The organism is Pseudarthrobacter sp. 1G09, from assembly GCF_050038305.1.
Taxonomy (GTDB): domain Bacteria; phylum Actinomycetota; class Actinomycetes; order Actinomycetales; family Micrococcaceae; genus Arthrobacter; species Arthrobacter equi.
Genome location: NZ_CP188306.1, coordinates 1,042,942 through 1,065,482 on the forward strand (window position 1 = coordinate 1,042,942; position 22,541 = coordinate 1,065,482).

11 protein-coding genes, 1 tRNA gene and 3 rRNA genes are annotated in these 22,541 nt (G+C 63.1%); 11 read left to right on the forward strand and 4 right to left on the reverse strand.

The genetic code is table 11. The features are described 5' to 3' along the window. From ACP3TD_RS04910 to ACP3TD_RS04935, 6 genes are all read left to right on the forward strand, one after another. Entirely contained in the window at positions 1–3,720 is a 3,720-nt protein-coding gene (locus tag ACP3TD_RS04910; protein WP_426765811.1) for a 1,4-alpha-glucan branching enzyme, read from the forward strand. 491 nt (positions 3,721–4,211) lie between these two features. After that, positions 4,212–5,732, forward strand: a 16S ribosomal RNA gene (locus tag ACP3TD_RS04915). Positions 5,733–6,234: 502 nt separating this feature from the next. Beyond that, positions 6,235–9,360, forward strand: a 23S ribosomal RNA gene (locus ACP3TD_RS04920). A gap of 157 nt (positions 9,361–9,517) precedes the next feature. Then, positions 9,518–9,634: ribosomal RNA gene (gene rrf, locus ACP3TD_RS04925) — 5S ribosomal RNA — on the forward strand. Together the 16S, 23S and 5S rRNA genes form the textbook arrangement of a ribosomal RNA operon. Before the next feature lie 289 nt (positions 9,635–9,923). Continuing rightward, positions 9,924–10,415 (forward strand): hypothetical protein, encoded by a 492-nt coding sequence (locus ACP3TD_RS04930; RefSeq protein WP_426765812.1) that lies wholly within the window; start codon positions 9,924–9,926, stop codon positions 10,413–10,415. 62 nt (positions 10,416–10,477) lie between these two features. Continuing rightward, the gene (locus ACP3TD_RS04935) at positions 10,478–11,848 is read left to right on the forward strand and encodes an FAD-binding oxidoreductase (RefSeq protein WP_426765813.1); all 1,371 of its coding nucleotides are present in this window, start codon (positions 10,478–10,480) and stop codon (positions 11,846–11,848) included. 3 nt (positions 11,849–11,851) lie between these two features. Here the strand turns inward: ACP3TD_RS04935 and ACP3TD_RS04940 are convergent, their stop codons facing one another. From ACP3TD_RS04940 to ACP3TD_RS04955, 4 genes are all read right to left on the reverse strand, one after another. Beyond that, positions 11,852–13,270, reverse strand: a complete 1,419-nt coding sequence (locus ACP3TD_RS04940) for a DUF4032 domain-containing protein (protein ID WP_426765814.1) — start codon at positions 13,268–13,270, stop codon at positions 11,852–11,854. Between the two features lie 161 nt (positions 13,271–13,431). Then, entirely contained in the window at positions 13,432–14,514 is a 1,083-nt protein-coding gene (locus tag ACP3TD_RS04945; protein ID WP_056078576.1) for an ABC transporter ATP-binding protein, read from the reverse strand. Between the two features lie 219 nt (positions 14,515–14,733). Further along, positions 14,734–15,564: a trehalose-phosphatase gene (otsB, locus tag ACP3TD_RS04950; RefSeq protein ID WP_426765815.1), complete on the reverse strand. Its 831-nt coding sequence runs from the start codon at positions 15,562–15,564 to the stop codon at positions 14,734–14,736. Next, positions 15,554–17,056: an alpha,alpha-trehalose-phosphate synthase (UDP-forming) gene (locus ACP3TD_RS04955; RefSeq protein WP_426765816.1), complete on the reverse strand. Its 1,503-nt coding sequence runs from the start codon at positions 17,054–17,056 to the stop codon at positions 15,554–15,556. Before ACP3TD_RS04955 ends, otsB begins: the two co-directional genes overlap by 11 nt. A 180-nt stretch (positions 17,057–17,236) precedes the next feature. Between ACP3TD_RS04955 and ACP3TD_RS04960 the strand changes: the two genes are divergently transcribed. The 5 genes from ACP3TD_RS04960 (at position 17,237) to ACP3TD_RS04980 (ending at position 22,498) form a co-directional block, all read left to right on the forward strand. After that, positions 17,237–18,112 carry a DsbA family protein gene (locus ACP3TD_RS04960; RefSeq protein ID WP_426765817.1) on the forward strand — a complete coding sequence of 292 codons (876 nt, stop codon included), beginning with the start codon at positions 17,237–17,239 and terminating at the stop codon, positions 18,110–18,112. Between the two features lie 188 nt (positions 18,113–18,300). Beyond that, a tRNA-Thr gene (locus ACP3TD_RS04965) sits at positions 18,301–18,377 on the forward strand. 114 nt (positions 18,378–18,491) lie between these two features. Next, positions 18,492–18,914 carry a ChaB family protein gene (locus ACP3TD_RS04970; protein WP_426765818.1) on the forward strand — a complete coding sequence of 141 codons (423 nt, stop codon included), beginning with the start codon at positions 18,492–18,494 and terminating at the stop codon, positions 18,912–18,914. 138 nt (positions 18,915–19,052) lie between these two features. Then, complete coding sequence (locus ACP3TD_RS04975; RefSeq protein ID WP_426765819.1) at positions 19,053–21,221, forward strand: elongation factor G-like protein EF-G2; 2,169 nt, start codon at positions 19,053–19,055, stop codon at positions 21,219–21,221. 11 nt (positions 21,222–21,232) lie between these two features. Continuing rightward, positions 21,233–22,498 (forward strand): MFS transporter, encoded by a 1,266-nt coding sequence (locus ACP3TD_RS04980; RefSeq protein ID WP_426765820.1) that lies wholly within the window; start codon positions 21,233–21,235, stop codon positions 22,496–22,498. Positions 22,499–22,541 lie beyond the last annotated feature (43 nt).

Genomic DNA, 22,541 nt, shown 5'->3' on the forward strand with positions numbered 1-22,541 from the left:
ATGAACCAGCCAACACTTACTCCCGCCCTGGCCACGCTCCTCAAGGAATGGCTTCCGAAGCAGCGATGGTTCCCCGTCAACAGCCCCGACTTCGAGATGTCGCAGGCAGGCAGCCTGGGAATCGAGGACCCTTCGGGGCATGCGGGGCTCGCGGTGTTCCTGCTGAAGATCACCACCGGCCCGTCCGACGGCGGCGGCCGCACCTTGGTGGTGCAGGTTCCGTTGAGCTTCCGGTCGGCACCTGCGGCCGGCATGGAACGTGCGCTGGTGGGACAGGCCGCCGGAACAGACCCGTCGAGGACCTGGGTTTACGACGCCCTCCACGACCCCGACTTCATCGGCGGCTGGCTTGACCTCATCCGGCACGAAGCCACGGCACGCACCGGGGTGGCCACGGGCTTCAGAGGATCCGGAAATTACCGGCTGCCCACCGCCCACGGAGTGGTCAAGGTGCTCTCGGGCGAGCAGTCCAACACCTCGGTGATTGTTGACGACGGCGAGTCCGCGGCCATCGTGAAGTTCTTCCGGACACTGTCCGCCGGAACCAACCCCGAAGTTGAAGTGGGCGCGGCCCTCACCGCCGCCGGCACCTCGGAGGTCCCCGCCACACTGGGCTGGGTCCGGGGAGAATGGCTGGAGAACAACGCCAAGGCAGGCGGGACCGCGACGGGCGCCCGCCCGGTGCAGGGCGAGCTTGCTGTGGCGCACGAATTCCTTGCCGGCGGACTCGACGCCTGGCGGCTCGCCGTGGATGCAGCACGGGCTGGCAGGGACTTCACCGCCGAGGCACGCGCACTCGGCGCCGCCACCGCCACCGTCCACCGCCGGCTCGCCGAAACGCTCGGCCACTCAGAAGCTGCCGGGTCCGGCCAGGACATCGCGGCAGGAGTAGCCCGGCGTATCCGCACGGCCTGGGCCGAGGCCGGTCCCGCCGTCGGCCCTTATGACGAAGCGCTGGGTGCCCTTCTTGACGGGCTCGACGGCGCCAGCGCGGGTCCGCTGCAGCGGATCCACGGTGACCTGCACCTGGGCCAGATCCTGCAGGTGCCCGCGGCAGGCAGAACGGACGCGCTCACTGCCACTGAAGCGGAGCCCCGCTGGGCCATCCTCGATTTCGAGGGTGAACCACTGCGACCCATCGACGAGCGGAACGGCCCCGATGTGCCCTTGCGGGACGTCGCCGGCATGCTGCGCTCCTTCGACTACGCGGCCGGAGCCGCCCAGCGCGAGCAGGAAGGCGCCCACGTACCAGCGTCCTGGGTTGACGACTGCGCCGACGCGTTCCTCGGAGGCTACGCGAGTGTCACCCCCGGCACCGTGGACCGGACCTCACCGCTGTTTGTGGCATTGTGGCTGGACAAGGCGCTGTACGAAGTTGTTTATGAAATGCGTAACAGGCCCGATTGGCTGGCGATTCCATTAAGCGCCTCCAGACGGCTCCTGGGCGGTAACGGCGCCGGCGACACCGCCGGCGCAGCATCGGAAGGTAACGAAATGACAGGCACAGCACGAACAGGACGGCCGGGGGCTCCGCTCCCGGTGGACGACGGCACCCTGGGCAAGATTGCCAACGGTGAACACCACGCGCCGCACTCCGTACTGGGGGCGCACCTGGATGACTACGGTCACGTCACCGTCCGCACGGTCAAGCACCTGGCGGAAGCCGTCAGCGTCATCACCGCTGCAGGGGAAGTGCCGATGCAGCACGAGGCCCATGGGGCCTGGGTGGCTGTACTTGAACCGAGCGAGCACGGGCACGTGCCGGACTACCGCCTGTCCGTCACGTACCCCGGGGCCGACCCCGTCACCGTGGACGAGCCCTACCGGTACCTGCCCACAGTGGGGGAGGTGGACCTCCACCTCATCGGGGAAGGCCGCCACGAAAAGCTCTGGCAGGTCCTGGGCGCACACGTCCAGCATTACAAGTCCTCGCTGGGGGATGTAGACGGTGTTTCCTTCGCCGTGTGGGCCCCCAATGCCCAGGCCGTCCGCGTAAAGGGCGACTTCAACGGCTGGGACGGACGCGAACATTCGCTCCGCTCACTGGGCTCTTCCGGCGTGTGGGAACTCTTCATCCCCGGGGTTGTAGCAGGGGCGTGCTACAAGTTCGAGATCCGCACCAAGGCTGGCTACTGGGTGGAAAAAGCGGACCCGATGGCTTTCGGAACCGAGGTCCCGCCGCTCACGGCCTCCCGCGTGGTGGAACCGTCCTACGCCTTCAAGGACGACGAATGGATGCAGGCCCGCGCCGAGCGCGACCCGCACAACTCGGCCATGAGCGTCTACGAGGTCCACCTCGGCTCCTGGCGCCTGGGGCTTGGATACCGCGAACTGGCCAAAGAACTCGTGGACTACGTCAAGTGGCTGGGCTTCACGCACGTGGAATTCATGCCGGTTGCCGAGCACCCCTTCGGCGGTTCCTGGGGCTACCAGGTCACCTCCTACTTTGCCCCGACATCCCGCTTCGGCCACCCCGACGAGTTCCGCTACCTGGTGGACACCCTGCACCAAGCCGGCATCGGTGTCCTGCTGGACTGGGTCCCTGCCCACTTCCCCAAGGATTCATGGGCGCTGGCGCAGTTCGACGGCCAGCCCCTGTACGAGCACGCCGACCCAACCTTGGGCGAACACCCCGACTGGGGAACGCTGATCTTCGACTTCGGCCGGACCGAGGTGCGCAACTTCCTGGTGGCGAACGCACTGTACTGGCTGGACGAGTTCCACATCGACGGCCTGCGGGTGGATGCCGTGGCATCCATGCTGTACCTGGACTACTCCCGTGAGGAGGGGCAGTGGCGGCCCAACCGGTTCGGCGGCCGGGAAAACCTCGAAGCGATCTCCTTCCTCCAGGAAGTTAATGCCACGGTCTACAAGACCCACCCCGGTGCTGTCATGATCGCCGAGGAGTCCACGGCGTTCCCCGGCGTGACCGCACCCACCAGCCACGGCGGGCTGGGATTCGGCCTGAAATGGAACATGGGCTGGATGCACGACTCCCTGAAGTACGCCTCCGAGGACCCGGTCAACCGCAAATGGCACCACGGCGGCCTGACGTTCTCGCTGGTTTACGCCTTCACGGAAAACTTCCTGCTGCCCATCAGCCACGATGAAGTTGTGCACGGCAAAGGATCGATGCTTCGCAAGATGCCGGGGGACCGTTGGCAGCAGCTGGCGAACCTCCGCGCTTTCCTCGCCTACCAGTGGGCACACCCCGGTAAGCAGCTCATCTTTATGGGCACCGAGTTTGGCCAGGAAGCTGAGTGGTCGGAGCAGCACGGGCTGGACTGGTGGCTCGCCGAGATCCCCGCCCACAAGGGGATCCAATTGCTGACCAAGGACCTGAACGAGCTCTACACGTCCACCCCATCCCTGTATGCCCGCGACAACGAACCGGCCGGGTTCCAGTGGATCAACGGTGGGGACGCTGACAGGAACGTTCTCTCTTTCATCCGCCGTGATGCGGACGGCAACCCGGTGGTTTGCGCCATCAACTTCTCCGGAGCGCCGCACGCCGGCTACACCTTGGGTGTTCCCCAAGCAGGTGCCTGGAGCGAAGTGCTCAACACGGACCACACCACATACGGAGGCTCCGGTGTCCTGAATACCGGAGAACTGAAGGCCACGGATGAAGGACAGGACGGGCAGCCGGCAACGCTGACCGTCACCCTTCCTCCGCTGGGGGCATCCTTCTTTACTCCGGGAGCGCCGGCCGCTCCGTAGGAGTTTCCGCCGAGCAGCCCGCTGCTCTTTAGGCAGAGGACAGAGGCCCGGAATCCCCGAGATTCCGGGCCTCTTGTCGTATGCAGGCTGCGTGAAGGGAGACCGACTGAGGCCGGGTTGGCCTTCCCGGCAAAGGGGTGGTAGAGTTTATTTCCGCGCTGCTCCACGGAGTCAGACGGAAAACCGACCACCAAGCCTCACGGCGATGAAGGTCGGGAATCGCCGGTTTGACAAGTAAGAAGCAGCCGGGTAAGTTTGGAAAGTTGCTCCGGAGCGATCTTGGACCTTTGTGGGTTTGGGTGGTGCCGGGTGTGTCTGTTGTTTGAGAACTCAATAGTGTGCCAAGTTTGTTGATACCAATTGTTTTATTGATTGGTTGTTTTGGCTGTGTTGTCCACCCCGTGGATGGCATGGTTTTTGCAGCTGGTTTCAAATTTTGTGCAGCCTGGTTCCGCGTTATTTCCGTGGTTCTTGGTTGTGTCTGTTTGTTTTCAACGGAGAGTTTGATCCTGGCTCAGGATGAACGCTGGCGGCGTGCTTAACACATGCAAGTCGAACGATGATGCCAGCTTGCTGGTGGATTAGTGGCGAACGGGTGAGTAACACGTGAGTAACCTGCCCTTGACTCTGGGATAAGCCTGGGAAACTGGGTCTAATACCGGATATGACTGATCATCGCATGGTGGTTGGTGGAAAGCTTTTGCGGTTTTGGATGGACTCGCGGCCTATCAGCTTGTTGGTGGGGTAATGGCCTACCAAGGCGACGACGGGTAGCCGGCCTGAGAGGGTGACCGGCCACACTGGGACTGAGACACGGCCCAGACTCCTACGGGAGGCAGCAGTGGGGAATATTGCACAATGGGCGAAAGCCTGATGCAGCGACGCCGCGTGAGGGATGACGGCCTTCGGGTTGTAAACCTCTTTCAGTAGGGAAGAAGCGTAAGTGACGGTACCTGCAGAAGAAGCGCCGGCTAACTACGTGCCAGCAGCCGCGGTAATACGTAGGGCGCAAGCGTTATCCGGAATTATTGGGCGTAAAGAGCTCGTAGGCGGTTTGTCGCGTCTGCCGTGAAAGTCCGGGGCTCAACTCCGGATCTGCGGTGGGTACGGGCAGACTAGAGTGATGTAGGGGAGACTGGAATTCCTGGTGTAGCGGTGAAATGCGCAGATATCAGGAGGAACACCGATGGCGAAGGCAGGTCTCTGGGCATTAACTGACGCTGAGGAGCGAAAGCATGGGGAGCGAACAGGATTAGATACCCTGGTAGTCCATGCCGTAAACGTTGGGCACTAGGTGTGGGGGACATTCCACGTTTTCCGCGCCGTAGCTAACGCATTAAGTGCCCCGCCTGGGGAGTACGGCCGCAAGGCTAAAACTCAAAGGAATTGACGGGGGCCCGCACAAGCGGCGGAGCATGCGGATTAATTCGATGCAACGCGAAGAACCTTACCAAGGCTTGACATGAACCGGAAACGCCTGGAAACAGGTGCCCCACTTGTGGTCGGTTTACAGGTGGTGCATGGTTGTCGTCAGCTCGTGTCGTGAGATGTTGGGTTAAGTCCCGCAACGAGCGCAACCCTCGTTCTATGTTGCCAGCACGTGATGGTGGGGACTCATAGGAGACTGCCGGGGTCAACTCGGAGGAAGGTGGGGACGACGTCAAATCATCATGCCCCTTATGTCTTGGGCTTCACGCATGCTACAATGGCCGGTACAAAGGGTTGCGATACTGTGAGGTGGAGCTAATCCCAAAAAGCCGGTCTCAGTTCGGATTGGGGTCTGCAACTCGACCCCATGAAGTCGGAGTCGCTAGTAATCGCAGATCAGCAACGCTGCGGTGAATACGTTCCCGGGCCTTGTACACACCGCCCGTCAAGTCACGAAAGTTGGTAACACCCGAAGCCGGTGGCCTAACCCTTTTGGGGGGGAGCCGTCGAAGGTGGGACTGGCGATTGGGACTAAGTCGTAACAAGGTAGCCGTACCGGAAGGTGCGGCTGGATCACCTCCTTTCTAAGGAGCACCTACGGTTGCTGTCCTGGATGTATGTCCGGTGGTGGTGGTTGTCAGGAGTAATGCCCGTTGCACGGACGAATGTTTCGTGGCGGGTGCTCAAGGGTGGAATATCAACAAATAGCGGCCGCGTGTTTCTTTGTCCTGTTCAGTACGGATCTGCCTTTGGGTGGTCTTGGAACGGTGGGGCGGGGGAGTGGGTGGTTTAGTGTTTGGCACACTGTTGGGTCCTGAGGCAACAGGACCGGGGAGGGCCCTTGTGGGGTTCTTGTCGGTACTTTGTTTCTGGTTTCCCTGCTGCATCGATCATGCATGGTGATCCCTTTGGGGGTTGTGTGTGGGGTGTGTGGTGTGGGGTTGTTGTTTGAGAACTACATAGTGGACGCGAGCATCTTGTATAAGAAGCAATTTCCAAGAATATGAACCTGGATCTGGTTCGTGCGCCTTTGGGTGTGCGGGACGGTTTCTGTGGTTCTCTCGTGAAGTAGTTTTTGATCTTTGTGGTCAAGTTTTTAAGAGCACACGGTGGATGCCTTGGCATTAGGAGCCGAAGAAGGACGTAGGAATCTGCGATAAGCCTGGGGGAGTCGATAACCGGACTGTGATCCCAGGGTGTCCGAATGGGGAAACCCCGCTGAGCGCGCGAGTGACTCGGTGACCCGCATCTGAACACATAGGGTGCGTGGAGGGAACGCGGGGAAGTGAAACATCTCAGTACCCGCAGGAAGAGAAAACAATAGTGATTCCGTTAGTAGTGGCGAGCGAACGCGGATCAGGCTAAACCGTTCCATGTGTGATAGCCGGCGGGCGTTGCATGGTCGGGGTTGTGGGACATTACGTGTCAGTTCTGCCGGGCTGACGGGGTGTGGGTGTGCGTATAGGTGAACGGTCTTGAAAGGCCGGCCAGAGAGGGTGTTAGTCCCGTAACTGTAATGCGTTGCACCGCCTTGTTGATGTATCCCAAGTAGTACGGGGCCCGAGAAATCCCGTGCGAATCTGTCAGGACCACCTGATAAGCCTAAATACTCCCTAATGACCGATAGCGGACCAGTACCGTGAGGGAAAGGTGAAAAGTACCCCGGGAGGGGAGTGAAACAGTACCTGAAACCGTGTGCTTACAATCCGTCGGAGCAGCCTTGTAGTTGTGACGGCGTGCCTTTTGAAGAATGAGCCTGCGAGTTAGTGTTACGTCGCGAGGTTAACCCGTGTGGGGCAGCCGTAGCGAAAGCGAGTCTGAATAGGGCGTTTGAGTGGCGTGATCTAGACCCGAAGCGAAGTGATCTACCCATGGCCAGGTTGAAGCGACGGTAAGACGTCGTGGAGGACCGAACCCACTTCAGTTGAAAATGGAGGGGATGAGCTGTGGGTAGGGGTGAAAGGCCAATCAAACTTCGTGATAGCTGGTTCTCCCCGAAATGCATTTAGGTGCAGCGTTGCGTGTTTCTTACCGGAGGTAGAGCTACTGGATGGCTAATGGGCCCTACAAGGTTACTGACGTCAGCCAAACTCCGAATGCCGGTAAGTGAGAGCGTAGCAGTGAGACTGTGGGGGATAAGCTTCATAGTCGAGAGGGAAACAGCCCAGACCACCAACTAAGGCCCCTAAGCGTGTGCTAAGTGGGAAAGGATGTGGAGTTGCGAAGACAACCAGGAGGTTGGCTTAGAAGCAGCCATCCTTAAAAGAGTGCGTAATAGCTCACTGGTCAAGTGATTCCGCGCCGACAATGTAGCGGGGCTCAAGTACACCGCCGAAGTTGTGGCATTCAAATATTAGCTAAGCCCTTGTGGTTCAGGCGTTTGGATGGGTAGGGGAGCGTCGTGTGGGCAGTGAAGTCGCGGTGGAAACCAGCGGTGGAGCCTACACGAGTGAGAATGCAGGCATGAGTAGCGAAAGACGGGTGAGAAACCCGTCCGCCGAATGATCAAGGGTTCCAGGGTCAAGCTAATCTGCCCTGGGTAAGTCGGGACCTAAGGCGAGGCCGACAGGCGTAGTCGATGGACAACGGGTTGATATTCCCGTACCGGCGAAAAACCGCCCATGTTGAACAGGGGATACTAACTGCCCGAGACCTGCCCGACCGTCCTTTGGACGGAAGGGTTTTGGTGGAGCGCAGGACCTGATCCTGGGAGGCAAGCGTATTAACAGGTGTGACGCAGGAAGGTAGCCGAGCCGGGCGATGGTTGTCCCGGTCTAAGGATGTAGGGCGAGTGGTAGGCAAATCCGCCACTCATGATGCCTGAGATCTGATGGGACCCCCGTTTGGGGGGATTTGGTGATCCTATGCTGCCGAGAAAAGCATCGACGCGAGGTTTTAGCCGCCCGTACCCCAAACCGACACAGGTGATCAGGTAGAGAATACTAAGGCGATCGAGAGAATTATGGTTAAGGAACTCGGCAAAATGCCCCCGTAACTTCGGGAGAAGGGGGGCCCCAACCTTGATGGACACTTGCTGTCCGGAGGGGATCGGGGCCGCAGAGACCAGGGGGAAGCGACTGTTTACTAAAAACACAGGTCCGTGCGAAGTCGCAAGACGATGTATACGGACTGACTCCTGCCCGGTGCTGGAAGGTTAAGAGGACCGGTTAGCCTCACGGCGAAGCTGAGAATTTAAGCCCCAGTAAACGGCGGTGGTAACTATAACCATCCTAAGGTAGCGAAATTCCTTGTCGGGTAAGTTCCGACCTGCACGAATGGAGTAACGACTTCCCCGCTGTCTCAACCATAAACTCGGCGAAATTGCAGTACGAGTAAAGATGCTCGTTACGCGCAGCAGGACGGAAAGACCCCGAGACCTTTACTATAGTTTGGTATTGGTGTTCGGAGTGGCTTGTGTAGGATAGGTGGGAGACGTTGAAGCCCGGACGCCAGTTCGGGTGGAGTCATCGTTGAAATACCACTCTGGTCACTTTGGACATCTAACTTCGGCCCGTAATCCGGGTCAGGGACAGTGCCTGATGGGTAGTTTAACTGGGGCGGTTGCCTCCTAAAAAGTAACGGAGGCGCCCAAAGGTTCCCTCAGCCTGGTTGGCAATCAGGTGTCGAGTGTAAGTGCACAAGGGAGCTTGACTGTGAGAGAGACATCTCGAGCAGGGACGAAAGTCGGGACTAGTGATCCGGCGGTACATTGTGGAATGGCCGTCGCTCAACGGATAAAAGGTACCTCGGGGATAACAGGCTGATCTTGCCCAAGAGTCCATATCGACGGCATGGTTTGGCACCTCGATGTCGGCTCGTCGCATCCTGGGGCTGGAGTAGGTCCCAAGGGTTGGGCTGTTCGCCCATTAAAGCGGTACGCGAGCTGGGTTTAGAACGTCGTGAGACAGTTCGGTCCCTATCCGCTGCGCGCGCAGGAAATTTGAGAAGGGCTGTCCTTAGTACGAGAGGACCGGGACGGACGAACCTCTGGTGTGTCAGTTGTACTGCCAAGTGCACCGCTGATTAGCTACGTTCGGATGGGATAACCGCTGAAAGCATCTAAGCGGGAAGCTCGCTTCGAGATGAGATTTCCATACACTTTATGTGTGAGAGGCCCCCAGCCAGACCACTGGGTTGATAGGCCGGATGTGGAAGCGAGGACTAACGACTCGTGAAGCTGACCGGTACTAATAGGCCAACAACTTACACCACACAGATACATACAAAACTCTGCTTGCGTCCACTATGTGGTTCCCAACCAACAACCCCGTTGGCCGGAACCCACAACTAAATAACAACACCACAATGTTGTAACCACACCAGACTTCCCACACCACCCCCACACAGGGTTGGTGACGGGTCAAAGGGTTACGGCGGTCATAGCGTGGGGGAAACGCCCGGTCCCATTCCGAACCCGGAAGCTAAGACCCACAGCGCCGATGGTACTGCACCCGGGAGGGTGTGGGAGAGTAGGACACCGCCGGACATAACATTGGTCGAGGCCCCAACCAGCAACGGTTGGGGCCTCCCACATTTAACACCCACCCACCCACCACCTCCACCTGCCGGCACCCACCCGGACCCGTGCCCACCCCTGCCGGCTCAGAACCAGACACCCACCACCCGCTGTCAGAAACCCACCTGACAACGCAACAAGGACCCGGGCAACCGCCACAAGTGAGCGCGCGTCACGTGGGGGAGGGATAGAACAGGGGAACGACCGGGACAACAGGGCGGTGGGGAGCGGGCTGCTGTTCAGCGTAAAGTTGATCAGCATGAGCAGCCTCTTCAGCCACAGCCAGGAACCGTCCGGGATCAGCGGGGAAACCGCTTCTGAGGCACTGGATGCAGTGGTCAGTTCCGTTGTGGTTCCTGGTGGGGTGGCCCATACGTTCGCCGGCTTTACCGACCACACCCACCTGTGGTGGCCGCTTGAGGAGCACGGTATCTATGGGGCCGGCTCCTATGTGGAGTTCGAAGAGAACCTGATCCTTGAAACGGCAGATGACGGCCGGACGAGCATCTGGGGGACCCTGGACGACTGGCAGCCCCCGTTCTCCTTCCACGCCACATGGCACCCTGGTACAACGGCCCTCTGGTCCACGGAACTTCGCGTGGTGTTCCAGCCGGTAGATGCGGGCACCGAGGTGCGCGTTCTCCACGAGGGGTGGGAGGGCTCCGAGGATCCTGCCGCCACCCGTGCGCAGTACGCCGCCGACTGGCCCGGCATCCTCGCGCGCTTTGCCCGGTTCATGGGAGCCCGGTAACCGGAGTTCTGCAGCGCCCCTAGACTGGAGAAAACATGGGGGCGACAGCGGCTGGAGGCTTGATGGTGAACGTACTGGATGCATTGACGGAGAGCGTCAAAGCCGGGCAGGTTGTCACGGCGGACGCGGATCTCCACCGGTACGCAGTGGACCAGGCACCGGTTACAGACTTCCAACTGCCGCTGGCCGTGGTGTTCCCCGAGTCTGTGGCCGACGTGCGGTCCGTGATACGAGCCTGCGCGGCTGCCGGGATTACCGTGGTGCCTCGTGGTGCGGGGACCGGAGTCTCCGGTGGCGCCCATGCCACGCGGAACAGCGTTGTCCTCTCCCTGGAACGCATGAACCGCATCCTGTCCATCAATCCCGACGATGAGACGGCAACCGTGGAACCCGGGGTGGTGAACGCAGACCTGAATGACGCCGTCGCCCCGCACGGACTGATGTACGCCCCGGACCCGGCCAGCTTCCGCAGCTCAACCATAGGCGGCAACGTCGCCACCAACGCGGGTGGCCTGCGCTGCGCCAAGTACGGTGTCACCAGGGACTCGGTCCTCGCCCTGGACGTGGTGCTCGCTGACGGGTCCCTGATCCACACGGGCCATCAGACCTTCAAGGGAGTGGCCGGCTACGACCTCACCGGGCTGTTCGTCGGTTCCGAAGGCACCCTGGGCGTCGTTGTAGGCATCACCGTAAGGTTGAAATACCTTCCCCGCGACGTTCACACCATCGCTGCCTTCTACTCCGGCTTCCACGCAGCCGCTGCGGGCGTCCTGGCGGTGGGCAGGGCCCGGGTCCAGCCGGCCATCATGGAACTGCTCGATGGCGGGACGCTGGCGCAGCTGGACGAGCTGCACGGCTCAGACCTTACTGCCAGGGGACGCTCGCTCCTCCTGGTGCAGACCGACGGCTTCGGTGCCGCCGCGGAAGCGGAGGTGGTGCGCGGGGTGCTCCGTGCAGGCGGAGCCACCGTCACCACGGAAGCCAGCGCCGAAGCGGAGCGGCTGGTAGAGCTGCGCCGGCACAGTCGGGGCGCCGAAGTTGATGATGAGTACCGGGTGGGCGAGGACGTGGCCGTCCCCCGCTCGCGCTTGGTCGATTACGTCGCTGCGCTGGAATCCATGGCAGCGGAACACCAGGTCAAGCTGAAAGTGGTGGCCCACGCCGGGGACGGCAACCTCCACCCCACCTTTTGGATCGATCGACAGGGTGCGGGCGTTGACCCTGCCGCCATGGAGCGGCTCCAGCGCGCCTTGGATGACTCCATCACCGCGGCACTGTCCATGGGCGGGACCATCACTGGCGAGCACGGGGTGGGCCAGTACAAGCTGCGGTGGCTCGGCCAGGAACAGCCGGAACCTGTCCGGGAGATTCAGCGGCGGATCAAGGACCTGTTCGACCCGGCCGGGATCCTGAACCCCGGGAAGGCGATCTAGGGGCTAGTCGTCCGAATCCGGGTACTCGTCAGCGGACTCGTCGCTGCCGTAACGGGATTCTTCGGTTTCCACCTCAAGGATCTTCAGGAGCTCGGTGTCCGGGTTCAGCATGATGGCTGCCTCGTCACGGCGGTGCCGGAGGATCGAGTCGATGTACGACTGGACGGCTTCGGCCAGGGGGATGTGGCGTTCCTGCTTCTCTGACATGTACCAGCGGTGCTCCAGTACTTCATGCACCGCCTCTGCCGGCTCCAGCTTTCCGGACAGGTCGCGGGGGATGGACCGGACGATCGGTTCGAAGATCTGGCTCACCCAAAGGTGTGCGCTGTACTCCTCATCCATCTCCGGGTTGTTGTCCGCCCGGAACGAATCCATGTCGTTCAGGAGGCGGCGGGCCTGGTTCTCCTGGGCGTCCAGGCCGGTCAGCCGCAGGAGCCTGCGCTGATGGTGCCCCGCGTCCACCACCTTGGGCTGCAGCTGGATGGTGGAACCGTTCTGCGTAGTTTTGATGGCATACTCTTCGACGTCGAAGCCGAGTTCGTTGAGCCTGCGGATGCGCGCGCCAACCCGCCAGCGTTCGCCGAGTTCGAAGGATTCCTTTTCGGTCAGCTCCGCCCACAGCCGCCGGTAGCTGTCCATGATCAGTTCGCTGGTGGCTACGGGGTCCACCTTTTCCTCGATCAGGCCGCCGTCCAGCAGGTCCATCAGTTCGCCGGCGATATTGACCCGGGCAATTTCGAGATCGTATTCCCGCTGGCCGAGGGACAGGTCCGGGTACAGCTCGCCCGTCTCCGCGTCGACCAAGTACGCGGCAAAGGCTCCCGCGTCGCGCCGGAACAGAGTATTGGAGAGCGAAACGTCACCCCAGTAGAAGCCAATGAGGTGCAGTCTGACCAGCAGCAGGGCCTGGGCATCAATGAGGCGCGTCAGCGTGTCCTTACGCAGCATCTGCGAGAACAGTGCGCGGTACGGCATCGAAAACTTCAGGTGCCGGGTAACCAGCACAGGGTTGAGCGGACGGCCGTCCAGGGTGGTCCGGCCGGTGATGACCGCAACGGGCTCAACGCAGGGCACATCCAGCCGGGCCAGCTTCCGCAGCATGTGGTACTCGTGGCGTGCAACATGCTCGGAGGTTTCCTTGATGGCAATCACCGATCCACCCAGGTGCGCAAAGCGCACAATGTGGCGGGAAATGCCCCGGGGGAGGGCGGCGAGGTTCTCTGCCGGCCAGTCCTCCAGTGCGATGTGCCATGGCAGGTCCAGCAGCTCGGGATCGGCGGCCGCCGCGGTAATGTTCAGCGAGCTTGCGACCGAGGCGGTCTTGTTGTCGTCGGCGCTGGCGGCGGTGAACCGCGGCAGTTTTCCGATCTGCCCGTAGTCGGTGGGTTCGTCGTGCCACTGCGCGCTGTGTTCCTCGGTCATGGACTCAATTCTTCCGTACATGGGCGTACCCGGCTAATTCTTCGCGGGACGGTTAACGGCCGACGGCGGCCCGCACCATTGCGAATGGGTGCGGGCCGCCGTCGTTATTGCGGTTAGGGCGCCGGTGGATGGGCCCACGCAGGTTAGGGGGCCAGTGGGGACTAGTCGCCCAGGCGCAGGCCGGTCTTGGTGTCGAACAGGTGCACGTGGCCCGACTGCGGGCGGACGTAGATGGACTCGCCCTTCATCGGGGGACGGCGACCGTCGACGCGTGCCACGATGTCGTGGTCCTTGCCGTCGAGGGTGGTGTGGCCGTAGACGTAGGCGTCGGCGCCGAGCTCTTCGACGACATCAACCTCGACCTTAAGGCCCTCACCGTGGGGAGCGTTCTCCAGGTCCTCGGGGCGGCTTCCGACGGTGACCGTGGAGCCGTGTGCTTCTTCGAGGACGTCGCGCGGCACGGGGTAGACGGTGCCACCGAACTGCACACCGCCGTCGACCACGGGAAGTTCCAGCAGGTTCATGGCGGGGGAGCCGATGAAGCCGGCAACGAAGACGTTCTTCGGGCGGTCGTACAGGTTGCGCGGGGTGTCCACCTGCTGCAGCAGGCCGTCCTTGAGGACTGCAACGCGGTCACCCATGGTCATGGCCTCGACCTGGTCGTGGGTCACGTAAACCGTGGTGACGCCCAGGCGGCGGGTCAGGGAGGCGATCTGCGTGCGGGTCTGGACACGGAGCTTGGCGTCAAGGTTGGACAGGGGCTCATCCATGAGGAAGACCTGCGGGTTACGCACGATGGCGCGGCCCATTGCAACACGCTGGCGCTGGCCGCCGGAGAGTGCCTTCGGCTTGCGGTCCAGGTACTGCTCGAGGTCAAGGAGCTTGGCGGCTTCGCGGACACGCTCTGCACGCTCTTCCTTGGAGATGCCGGCGATCTTCAGTGCGAAGCCCATGTTGTCCGCCACAGTCATGTGCGGGTACAGGGCGTAGTTCTGGAAGACCATTGCGATGTCGCGGTCCTTCGGGGGGACATCGGTGACGTCGCGGTCACCGATCAGGATGCGGCCTGCATTGACGTCCTCGAGGCCTGCGAGCATGCGCAGGGAGGTGGACTTGCCGCAACCGGAGGGTCCAACGAGGACCAGGAATTCGCCATCGGCGATGTCGATGTTGAGCTTATCGACGGCGGGCTTATCTGTGCCCGGGTACAGACGCGTAGCGTTATCAAAAGTAACTGTAGCCACAGTTATCAATCCCTTCACCGGCAGGTACGTGCCGGACGATCCGTTGTGAATGGTTCATGTTTGTTCAGTTTTGTGTTGCATGATGCCTCCCGGCAGTGCCGGAGTGCATCGAGTGACGCCGCACGGTTCTTGTGCGCCACATCACAGAAAGAGTATGGCAGAACCTTCGCTTTTTATCGCAAATGTTACGAACGTCACACGGACGGTATTGCCAGCCAATTAACTGGCAGGCGTTCCTTTCCCTTCGCCCACGGCCGAGCTCCGCGCCGCAAGCAGCGCCTCAAGCAGCTCCGCCACGTGGGTCGGAGCCTCCACCCGGTACTGCGCCTGGGTGAAGTCCAGGCCCACCTTGACCCCCACATCCCCCGGCCCAAGCCGGGCGAAGGCGTCTTCGTCCGTGGTGTCGTCCCCCGCGAACAGTATGGCGGTAGCTCCTGCGGCCTGGCGAAGGAACGCGACTGCTTCGCCCTTGGAGGCGTGCACCACGGAAGTTTCCAGAACCCGCTTGCCGTTCTTCAGGAACACGCCCTTGCGGTCCTCCAGCAGTGAGCGCGCGGCAGCGACGGCGTCCTCGGCGACGTCGTCCGCAGCCTGCCGCGTGTGCAGCACCACGCCTGCCGGCTTGTCCTCGAGCATTGTTCCGGGGGCTTCCCCGGCGATACCGGCGAGGATGCCCCGGACCTCGGCCAGCAGCGTCCGCTGGTCCTCGTCCAGTTCGAGTCCTGCGGACTCCGGGCCCAGCCAGGCTTCCGCGCCGTGGCTGCCGATGAGCAGCGACTCGGCCGGCGGCGAGGCCACGCCGCGCAGCGAGGCGAGGGCGCGCCCCGAGATGAGTGCCGTCGTCGTACGCGGAAGCGCCGCCAGCCCGGCAAAGGCTGCGGCCGCGCGCGGGAGCGGCCGTGCATCGTCCGCGTGTGGCACGATCGGTGCCATGGTGCCGTCGAAGTCCATGGCCACCAGCAGCTGGTCAGTTGCGGCGATGCTCCGGACGGCTTCCCGCAGTTCGGGTGTCAGGGCGAGCGGCGCAGCAGTACCTGGTTCAGGAGTCATCGCGGACCACCTTTTCGTTCAGGGCCCGCAGGAAGTCGGCCGACCATAGGTCCACATCGTGTTCCAGGATCTGTTTGCGCATGGCCCGCATGCGGCGCCCGGCTTCGCGCGGAGTCATCTCGACGGCGTTCATGATGATGTTTTTCAGGCCGGCGATGTCGTGCGGGTTGATCAGCAGGGCCTGCTTGAGCTGGTCCGCCGCGCCGGCGAATTCGCTGAGGACCAGGGCGCCGTCGTTGTTGTTGCGGGCGGTGACGTATTCCTTGGCCACCAGGTTCATGCCGTCCCTGAGGGCGGTGACCAGCATGACGTCGGCCGCAAGGTACAGGGCCACCATTTCCTCCACCGGGTAGCTGTGGTGCAGGTAGCGGACGGCGGTGTTCTGGATGGTGTCGTAGGTGCCGTTGATGTGGCCCACGGTGCCTTCCACTTCCTCGCGGAGCAGGCGGTACTGCTCAACCCGTTCCCGGCTGGGGGAGGCCACCTGGATCAGGGTCGCGTCTCCCACGGACAGCCGGCCGTCCGCCAGGAGTTCCTCGAAGGCCTTCAGCCGGTGCCGGATGCCCTTGGTGTAGTCCAGCCGGTCCACGCCCAGGAGGATGGTTTTCGGGTTGCCCAGGTCCTGGCGGATCTGCCGTGCCCGCTCGATGATGTCCGGCCTGGCGGCAAGTTCACTGATCTGCTTGACGTCGATGGAGATGGGAAACGCCTGTGCACGGGCGATATGGGTGATCTGGCCGTCGTGGCCCTTGACGTGCACCTGCTGCTGCTTGACGCTGGCGCCAAGGAAGCGCCGGGCCGAGCGCATGAAGTTGCCGGCGTCGCTGACGCGCTGGAAGCCCACCAGGTCCGCACCGAGCAGTCCGTCGATGATGGCGTGCCGCCACGGCAGCTGGGCGAAGATCTCCGGCGGAGGAAACGGGATGTGGTTGAAGAACCCGATGCGGAGGTCCGGCCGTGCCTGGCGGAGCATGCGCGGGACAAGCTGCAGCTGGTAGTCCTGGACCCAGACGGTGGCGCCCTGGTCCGCATGGTGGACGACGGCGTCCGCGAACCTTTGATTGACCTTGCGGTAGGAATCCCACCAGGTGCGGTGGAACTCGGGCGGCGCGATGACGTCGTGGTACAGCGGCCACAGCGTCGCGTTCGAGAAGCCCTCGTAGTACAGCTCGACGTCGTCGGTGCTGAGCTGGACCGGAACCAGGTCCATGCCGCCGTGGCTGAACGGCTTCACCGTCTCGTCGGGAGCGCCGTGCCAGCCCACCCAGGCGCCGTCAGTCTTGGTCATCATCGGCGCCAGCGCGGTCACCAGGCCGCCCGGGGAGCGGCGCCAGCCGGACCCGTCGTCACCGCTGTCGCCGGGGGCGACGCGGTCGACGGGCAGCCTGTTGGAGACCACCATGAAGTCGTACTTCGTGGCCTGGCCGTGGCCGGATGCGGCCTTTCCTGACGGCTCTGCTGTGGCAGGTTTTTCCTGGACGGGTGTTTGCATTGCGGCCCCCTGGGGTTTGCTTGTGCCTCTAAGCCACCCTAGCCGTGCGGAATCATCCGTGCTATTCGTCCGTTGGTCAACCCGGGCGGATAGTTGAAGAGGCAAGCTCTCAGGTTTCTCCCCTAAAATGGTGGAAGTGCCACGAAGTGGTCCCTCCACGTCGACCGACCCAAGGAACACATGAGCCCCGGAAACGAAGTACGTAAGTCGAAAGCTGAGCGAACCGCGGAGGCGCGGGAAAAAGCGCGCCAGATCCGTGAGGCCCAGCTGAAGAAGGACAAGCGCAACAAGCTTCTGATCGGCTGGGGCATTGTGGCGGCTGTGGTCGCCATCCTGGTGGTCGTGGGACTGGTGGTCACCACCAGCATCAAGCAGAACACTCCCATTGCGGACCAGGGGCCTGTCCCCGCGAACGGCAACGCCAACGGCGGCGTAACGCTGGTTGCCAACACCGGCGTGAAATCAACGGACTCCGCAACGGTGGACATGGCCAAGGTGCCGGCCAAGCCGGACACACAGCCGAACCCCGTCGTTGCCCCGGGCGCCGAAGCCGAGGCCGGCCAGCCCGTGAAGGTTGTGGCGTACATCGACTTCATCTGCCCGGTCTGCAAGCGGTTCGAGAGCACCTACAACGAGGCCCTGACCGGCCTGCGCAACGAAGGAAAGATCAGCCTGGAATACCGGCCGCTGGGCTTCCTTGACCGCCAGTCCAGCACCAACTATTCATCCCGCGCTGCCAACGCCGCAGCGTGTGTAGCAGACAAGGCGCCGGAGAAGTACGCCGAGTATGTCGACACCCTCTTCGCCAACCAGCCTGCTGAAGGCAGCGCCGGCCTCTCCGATGACAAGCTCAAATCATTGGCCAGCGACGTCGGTGCAGACATCAACAGCTGCGTTGATGACAAAACGTTCCGCCCATACGTCAAGTACTCGACACAGCTCGCATCCAACATCGGTATCACCGGTACGCCCACCATCTTCGTGGACGGCAAGCAGTGGGACGGCAGCTCCGACCTCAACGCCGAGATCCAGACGGCCATTGCAGCGAAGGGCTAAGACTCCTTAGCGTCCCGTCGGCCCGCTTCCGGAGTTCCCGGGAGCGGGCCGACTGCATTAAGGGCCGGCGGTTGGCTTCGTCTCCGGCCGCGTGCCAAGGGTCCTAACCTGCGAGGCTGCCGTTTTTACCACCGGCAGCACTTGGGCTACGCTTATCTGGCGCCGTCAGGCGCCGCCCGCAAGGGCACGCCTCCTTAGCTCAGTTGGCCAGAGCACCGCTCTTGTAAAGCGGGGGTCGTCGGTTCGAATCCGACAGGGGGCTCCACTCATGCCCGGGACGTCGGTTCCCCGGCTTTTCGTCTTGCCCCGCCCCGCCATTCCAGGGTTAAGCTGGAGTCATCCGAATGATCAGCCTGCTGATGAATGGAGGATGGCTGCCATGCCCAAGACCGGCAAGAACCACCATGCCCGCAAGGACGAACTTCCCTCGACCCTGCAGCGTTCCGACCAAAAGGCCCAGGATACTTTCGCCAAGACGTATGACTCCGCCATCGAGTCCTATGACGACGAACGCCGGGCAGCGCGGACGGCCTACTCTTCCCTGAAGCACAGCTACGAGAAGGTGGGCGACCACTGGGAAGCCAAGGACAAGAAGGGGCCGTCGGACAAACGGGCGGAAGAGAAGGGCACCGGATCCTCCACGCCCACGGCGGGAGGCGTGGATGCCAACGCCTCGAAGGAACATCTCTACGAACTGGCCCGGAAATTGGACGTCAAGGGCCGATCCAGGATGGACAAGAAGCAGCTTGTCCAGGCAGTGCAGAAAGCCAGCGAGGCCGCCACGCGAAAGGCCAGGTCCTAGTCCCTCCGGCAGGGGAGGGAAGGCGGATGGAGCCCCTGGCGGCAGCGCCGTCCCGGCTCTTGCCCTAATGCTTTCCAGGGTGTCGAATTTGAGGACACGCTAGGACGGGTTGCACGGCAAAGATGCCAGGAGGTTCCCATGTCGGTGAAGAGTGCCAAGGACACGGCCAGGGCTGCAGGTGGCCGGAATGGGACCGAACCACGCCGAACCGATTCTGCCGCGCGGATTGCGGCGCTGGAACCGGCCAGCATCCGGAACATCGCGCTGATCGGGCACTCCGGGGCCGGCAAGACCCTGCTGATTGAAGCACTTCTTGCTGCCAACGGCATGATCACCCGCAAAGGCTCCATAGCCGAGGGGACCACTGTTGGCGACTCCGATCCCGCTGCGGTCCATCAGCAACGGTCCGTCACCCTCTCCCTGGTGCCCCTCCTGCTGGACGAAACCAAGGTCAACCTGCTGGACACACCCGGCTACCCCGACTTCATCGGGGAAATGCGGGCAGGCCTCCGCGCAGCGGACGCCGCCCTTTTTGTTGTTTCAGCCGTCGACGGAATAGATGCCACCACCACCGCACTGTGGGCGGAGTGCGCGCACCGGAGGCTCCCGCGCGCAGTGGTGATCACCCGGCTGGACCACCCGAGGGCGGATTACGATGGCGTCCTCGCGGAGTGCCGGAAGGCGTTCGGCGACGGCGTCCTCCCGCTCTACGTCCCGGTCGGTTCCGGCGGCGAACGCACCCGCCTGCTGGGACTGCTGTCCGGGACGGTCACTGACTACACCCAAGGGGAAAGCCCTTCCACCCGGGACGCACCGGCCGACGACACGGCGGCTGCGGCCGAGGCCCACGGAGAGCTCATCGAGGGCATCATTGCCGAAAGCGAAGACGAAACCCTGATGGAGCGCTACCTGTCGGGCGAGGACATCGATACCGGAGTGCTGGTCGAAGACCTGGAGACCGCCGTCGCCCGCGGTTCGTTCCATCCGGTCATCCCCACCTCCGCAGTCACCGGCCTGGGAACGTTGGAACTGCTGGACATGCTGGTGCGTGCGTTTCCACCGCCCAGTGAGGCGGGCGTTCCGGAGGCGACAGACCTGGAGGGCCGCCACGGCAGGTCCCTGGGCTGCGACCCGTCGGGGCCGTTGGCCGCCGAAGTGGTGCGAACCTCCAACGATCCCTTCCTGGGCCGGATCTGCCTGGTCCGCGTGTTCTCCGGAACGCTGCGCGAGGACTCGCCGGTGCACGTTGGCGGTCACGGCCTGGCGGACCGGGGGCACCAGGACCACGACACCGACGAACGCGTTACCCACCTGTACTCGCCACTGGGAGCCACCCTGCGGCCCGTGCCCTATTGCGTGGCGGGGGACCTGTGCGCCCTGGCCAAGTTGGGGAGCGCTGAAACCGGTGACACTATTTCATCCCGGGACGATCCACTCATGCTCGCCACCTGGGAGATGCCCGAACCGCTCCTTCCCGTGGCCGTGGAAGCTGATTCCCGCAGCGACGAGGATGCCCTGGCCCGGAGCCTGGGGAAAATCGCCGCCGGTGACCCCACCATGCGGGTGGAACGCAACGCTGAAACGCACCAGCTGGTCCTGTGGTGCATGGGGGAGGCGCATGCCGAGGTCGTGATGGACAGGCTCCGTGAACAGGGCGTGAAGCTGCATGCCGTGGACGTGGTGACACCGCTGCGGGAAACTTTCGCGGGTCCGGCCACCGGGCACGGACGCCACGTCAAACAATCCGGGGGGCACGGGCAGTACGCCGTGTGCGACATCGAAGTGGAGCCGCTTGACCGGGGCGCCGGCTTCGAATTCGTGGACAAGACGGTGGGCGGGGTCATCCCGGGGACGTTCATCCCTTCCGTTGAGAAGGGGATCCGGACGCAGATGGAGAAAGGTGTATCAGCCGGGTTCCCCGTGGTGGACGTACGCGTGCGGCTGGTGGGCGGCAAGGCCCACAGCGTCGATTCGTCCGACGCCGCCTTCCAGGCTGCCGGCGCCCTGGCCCTGCGGGAGGCTGCCGCGGCAGGCCGGATCCAGCTCCTTGAACCGGTCTCAGCCGTCAGCATCACCGTGGCGGACGAGCACGTGGGACCCGTCATGAGCGATCTCTCCGGCCGCCGGGGCCGGCTGACCGGCACCACGTCGTCGGGCGGGGGACTCACTGACATCAGCGCCGAGGTGCCGGACCAGGAACTGCTGCGCTACGCCGTCGAACTCCGCGCCCTTACGGCCGGCACGGGCCGTTTCAGCCGCAGCTACCTGCGCCACGACCCCGTGCCGCCCGGCTTCAGCCCCACCTGAACCGGGCCCTGATGAATCCGGCCGCCCGCAAGATCCAGAACGTCTACCTGGTGCTGACGCTCGGGAACACCCTTGCGGCGTCCTTCATCTGGGGGATCAACACGCTGTTCCTGCTCGACGCCGGCCTGAGCAACCTGGAAGCCTTCGCCGCCAACGCTTTCTTCACCGCAGGCATGGTGCTGTTCGAGGTCCCCACCGGGGTGGTGGCGGACAGCTGGGGCCGCCGCGCTTCGTTCCTCCTGGGAACCGTGACCCTCGCCGGCTCCACGTTCCTCTACTACCTGCTGTGGCAGTACTCCGCGCCGTTCTGGTGGTGGGCCGCAGTCTCTGTGCTGCTCGGCCTGGGATTCACCTTCTTCTCCGGCGCAGTGGAAGCCTGGCTGGTGGATGCCCTGCAGTACTCCGGCTACGACGGCACCCTCGAGACCGTGCTGGGCCGGGGCCAGATGGTGTCCGGGATCGCGATGCTGGCGGGTTCCGTTGCCGGCGGCGTCATCGCGCAGGCCACCAACCTGGGCGTTCCCTTCCTGCTGCGGGTAGCAGTGCTGCTGGCCATGTTCGCTGTGGCCTTCCTGCTCATGCACGACGTCGGATTCACCCCTGAGCGGTCGGCCCACCCGCTCGCCGCCACCCGCGCCGTCCTCAAGGCCTCCGTGGACGGCGGGCTTCGCCACCCGCCCGTCCGGTACATCATGCTGGCCGCCCCGTTCACGCAGGGAGTGGGCATCTACGTGTTCTACGCCCTGCAGCCCTACCTCCTGCAGCTCTTCGGGGATCCCCGCGCCTACGCCGTGGCTGGGCTTGCCGCCGCCATTGTGGCCGGGGCCGACGTGGTGGGCGGATGGATGGCGCCGCGGGTCAGGAAACTGGTCCACCGGCGCACCACGGTGCTGATCGTCAGCAACGTGGCCAGCGCACTGATCCTCGTAGCGCTCCTGTTCACTACCACGTTCTGGCTGGCCCTGGTGCTGCTCATGCTGTGGGGGATGGTGGGTTCGGCTGGTATCCCGGTCCGCCAGGCGTACCTGAATGACATGATCCCCTCCAAGCAGCGGGCAACGGTGCTCAGCTTCGACTCCCTCATGGGTTCCAGCGGTGGAGTGGTGGTACAGCCCTTGCTGGGACGGGCCGCGGACCTTTACGGCTACCCGGCCTCCCTCGCCGTGAGCGGGGCCGTGCAGCTGCTGGCCGCACCCTTCATCCTGATGAGCCGGCGCCAGCGCTCGCCGGCGGACACTGCAACGGACCTGGCCGCCCCTGAGGAATTGACGGGGTGAGCCGGTGCCGCACGGCAAGGCCCCCGTTGCCTGGACATGGTCC

Excerpts from the sequence above, each read along its gene's own strand:
- ACP3TD_RS04910 (WP_426765811.1), top strand. The coding sequence starts at position 1 with ATGAACCAGCCAACACTTACTCCCGCCCTGGCCACGCTCCTCAAGGAA.
- ACP3TD_RS04930 (WP_426765812.1), top strand. The coding sequence starts at position 9,924 with ATGAGCAGCCTCTTCAGCCACAGCCAGGAACCGTCCGGGATCAGCGGG.
- ACP3TD_RS04935 (WP_426765813.1), top strand. The coding sequence starts at position 10,478 with ATGGTGAACGTACTGGATGCATTGACGGAGAGCGTCAAAGCCGGGCAG.
- ACP3TD_RS04940 (WP_426765814.1), bottom strand. The coding sequence starts at position 13,270 with ATGACCGAGGAACACAGCGCGCAGTGGCACGACGAACCCACCGACTAC.
- otsB (WP_426765815.1), bottom strand. The coding sequence starts at position 15,564 with ATGACTCCTGAACCAGGTACTGCTGCGCCGCTCGCCCTGACACCCGAA.
- ACP3TD_RS04955 (WP_426765816.1), bottom strand. The coding sequence starts at position 17,056 with ATGCAAACACCCGTCCAGGAAAAACCTGCCACAGCAGAGCCGTCAGGA.
- ACP3TD_RS04960 (WP_426765817.1), top strand. The coding sequence starts at position 17,237 with ATGAGCCCCGGAAACGAAGTACGTAAGTCGAAAGCTGAGCGAACCGCG.
- ACP3TD_RS04970 (WP_426765818.1), top strand. The coding sequence starts at position 18,492 with ATGCCCAAGACCGGCAAGAACCACCATGCCCGCAAGGACGAACTTCCC.
- ACP3TD_RS04975 (WP_426765819.1), top strand. The coding sequence starts at position 19,053 with ATGTCGGTGAAGAGTGCCAAGGACACGGCCAGGGCTGCAGGTGGCCGG.
- ACP3TD_RS04980 (WP_426765820.1), top strand. The coding sequence starts at position 21,233 with ATGAATCCGGCCGCCCGCAAGATCCAGAACGTCTACCTGGTGCTGACG.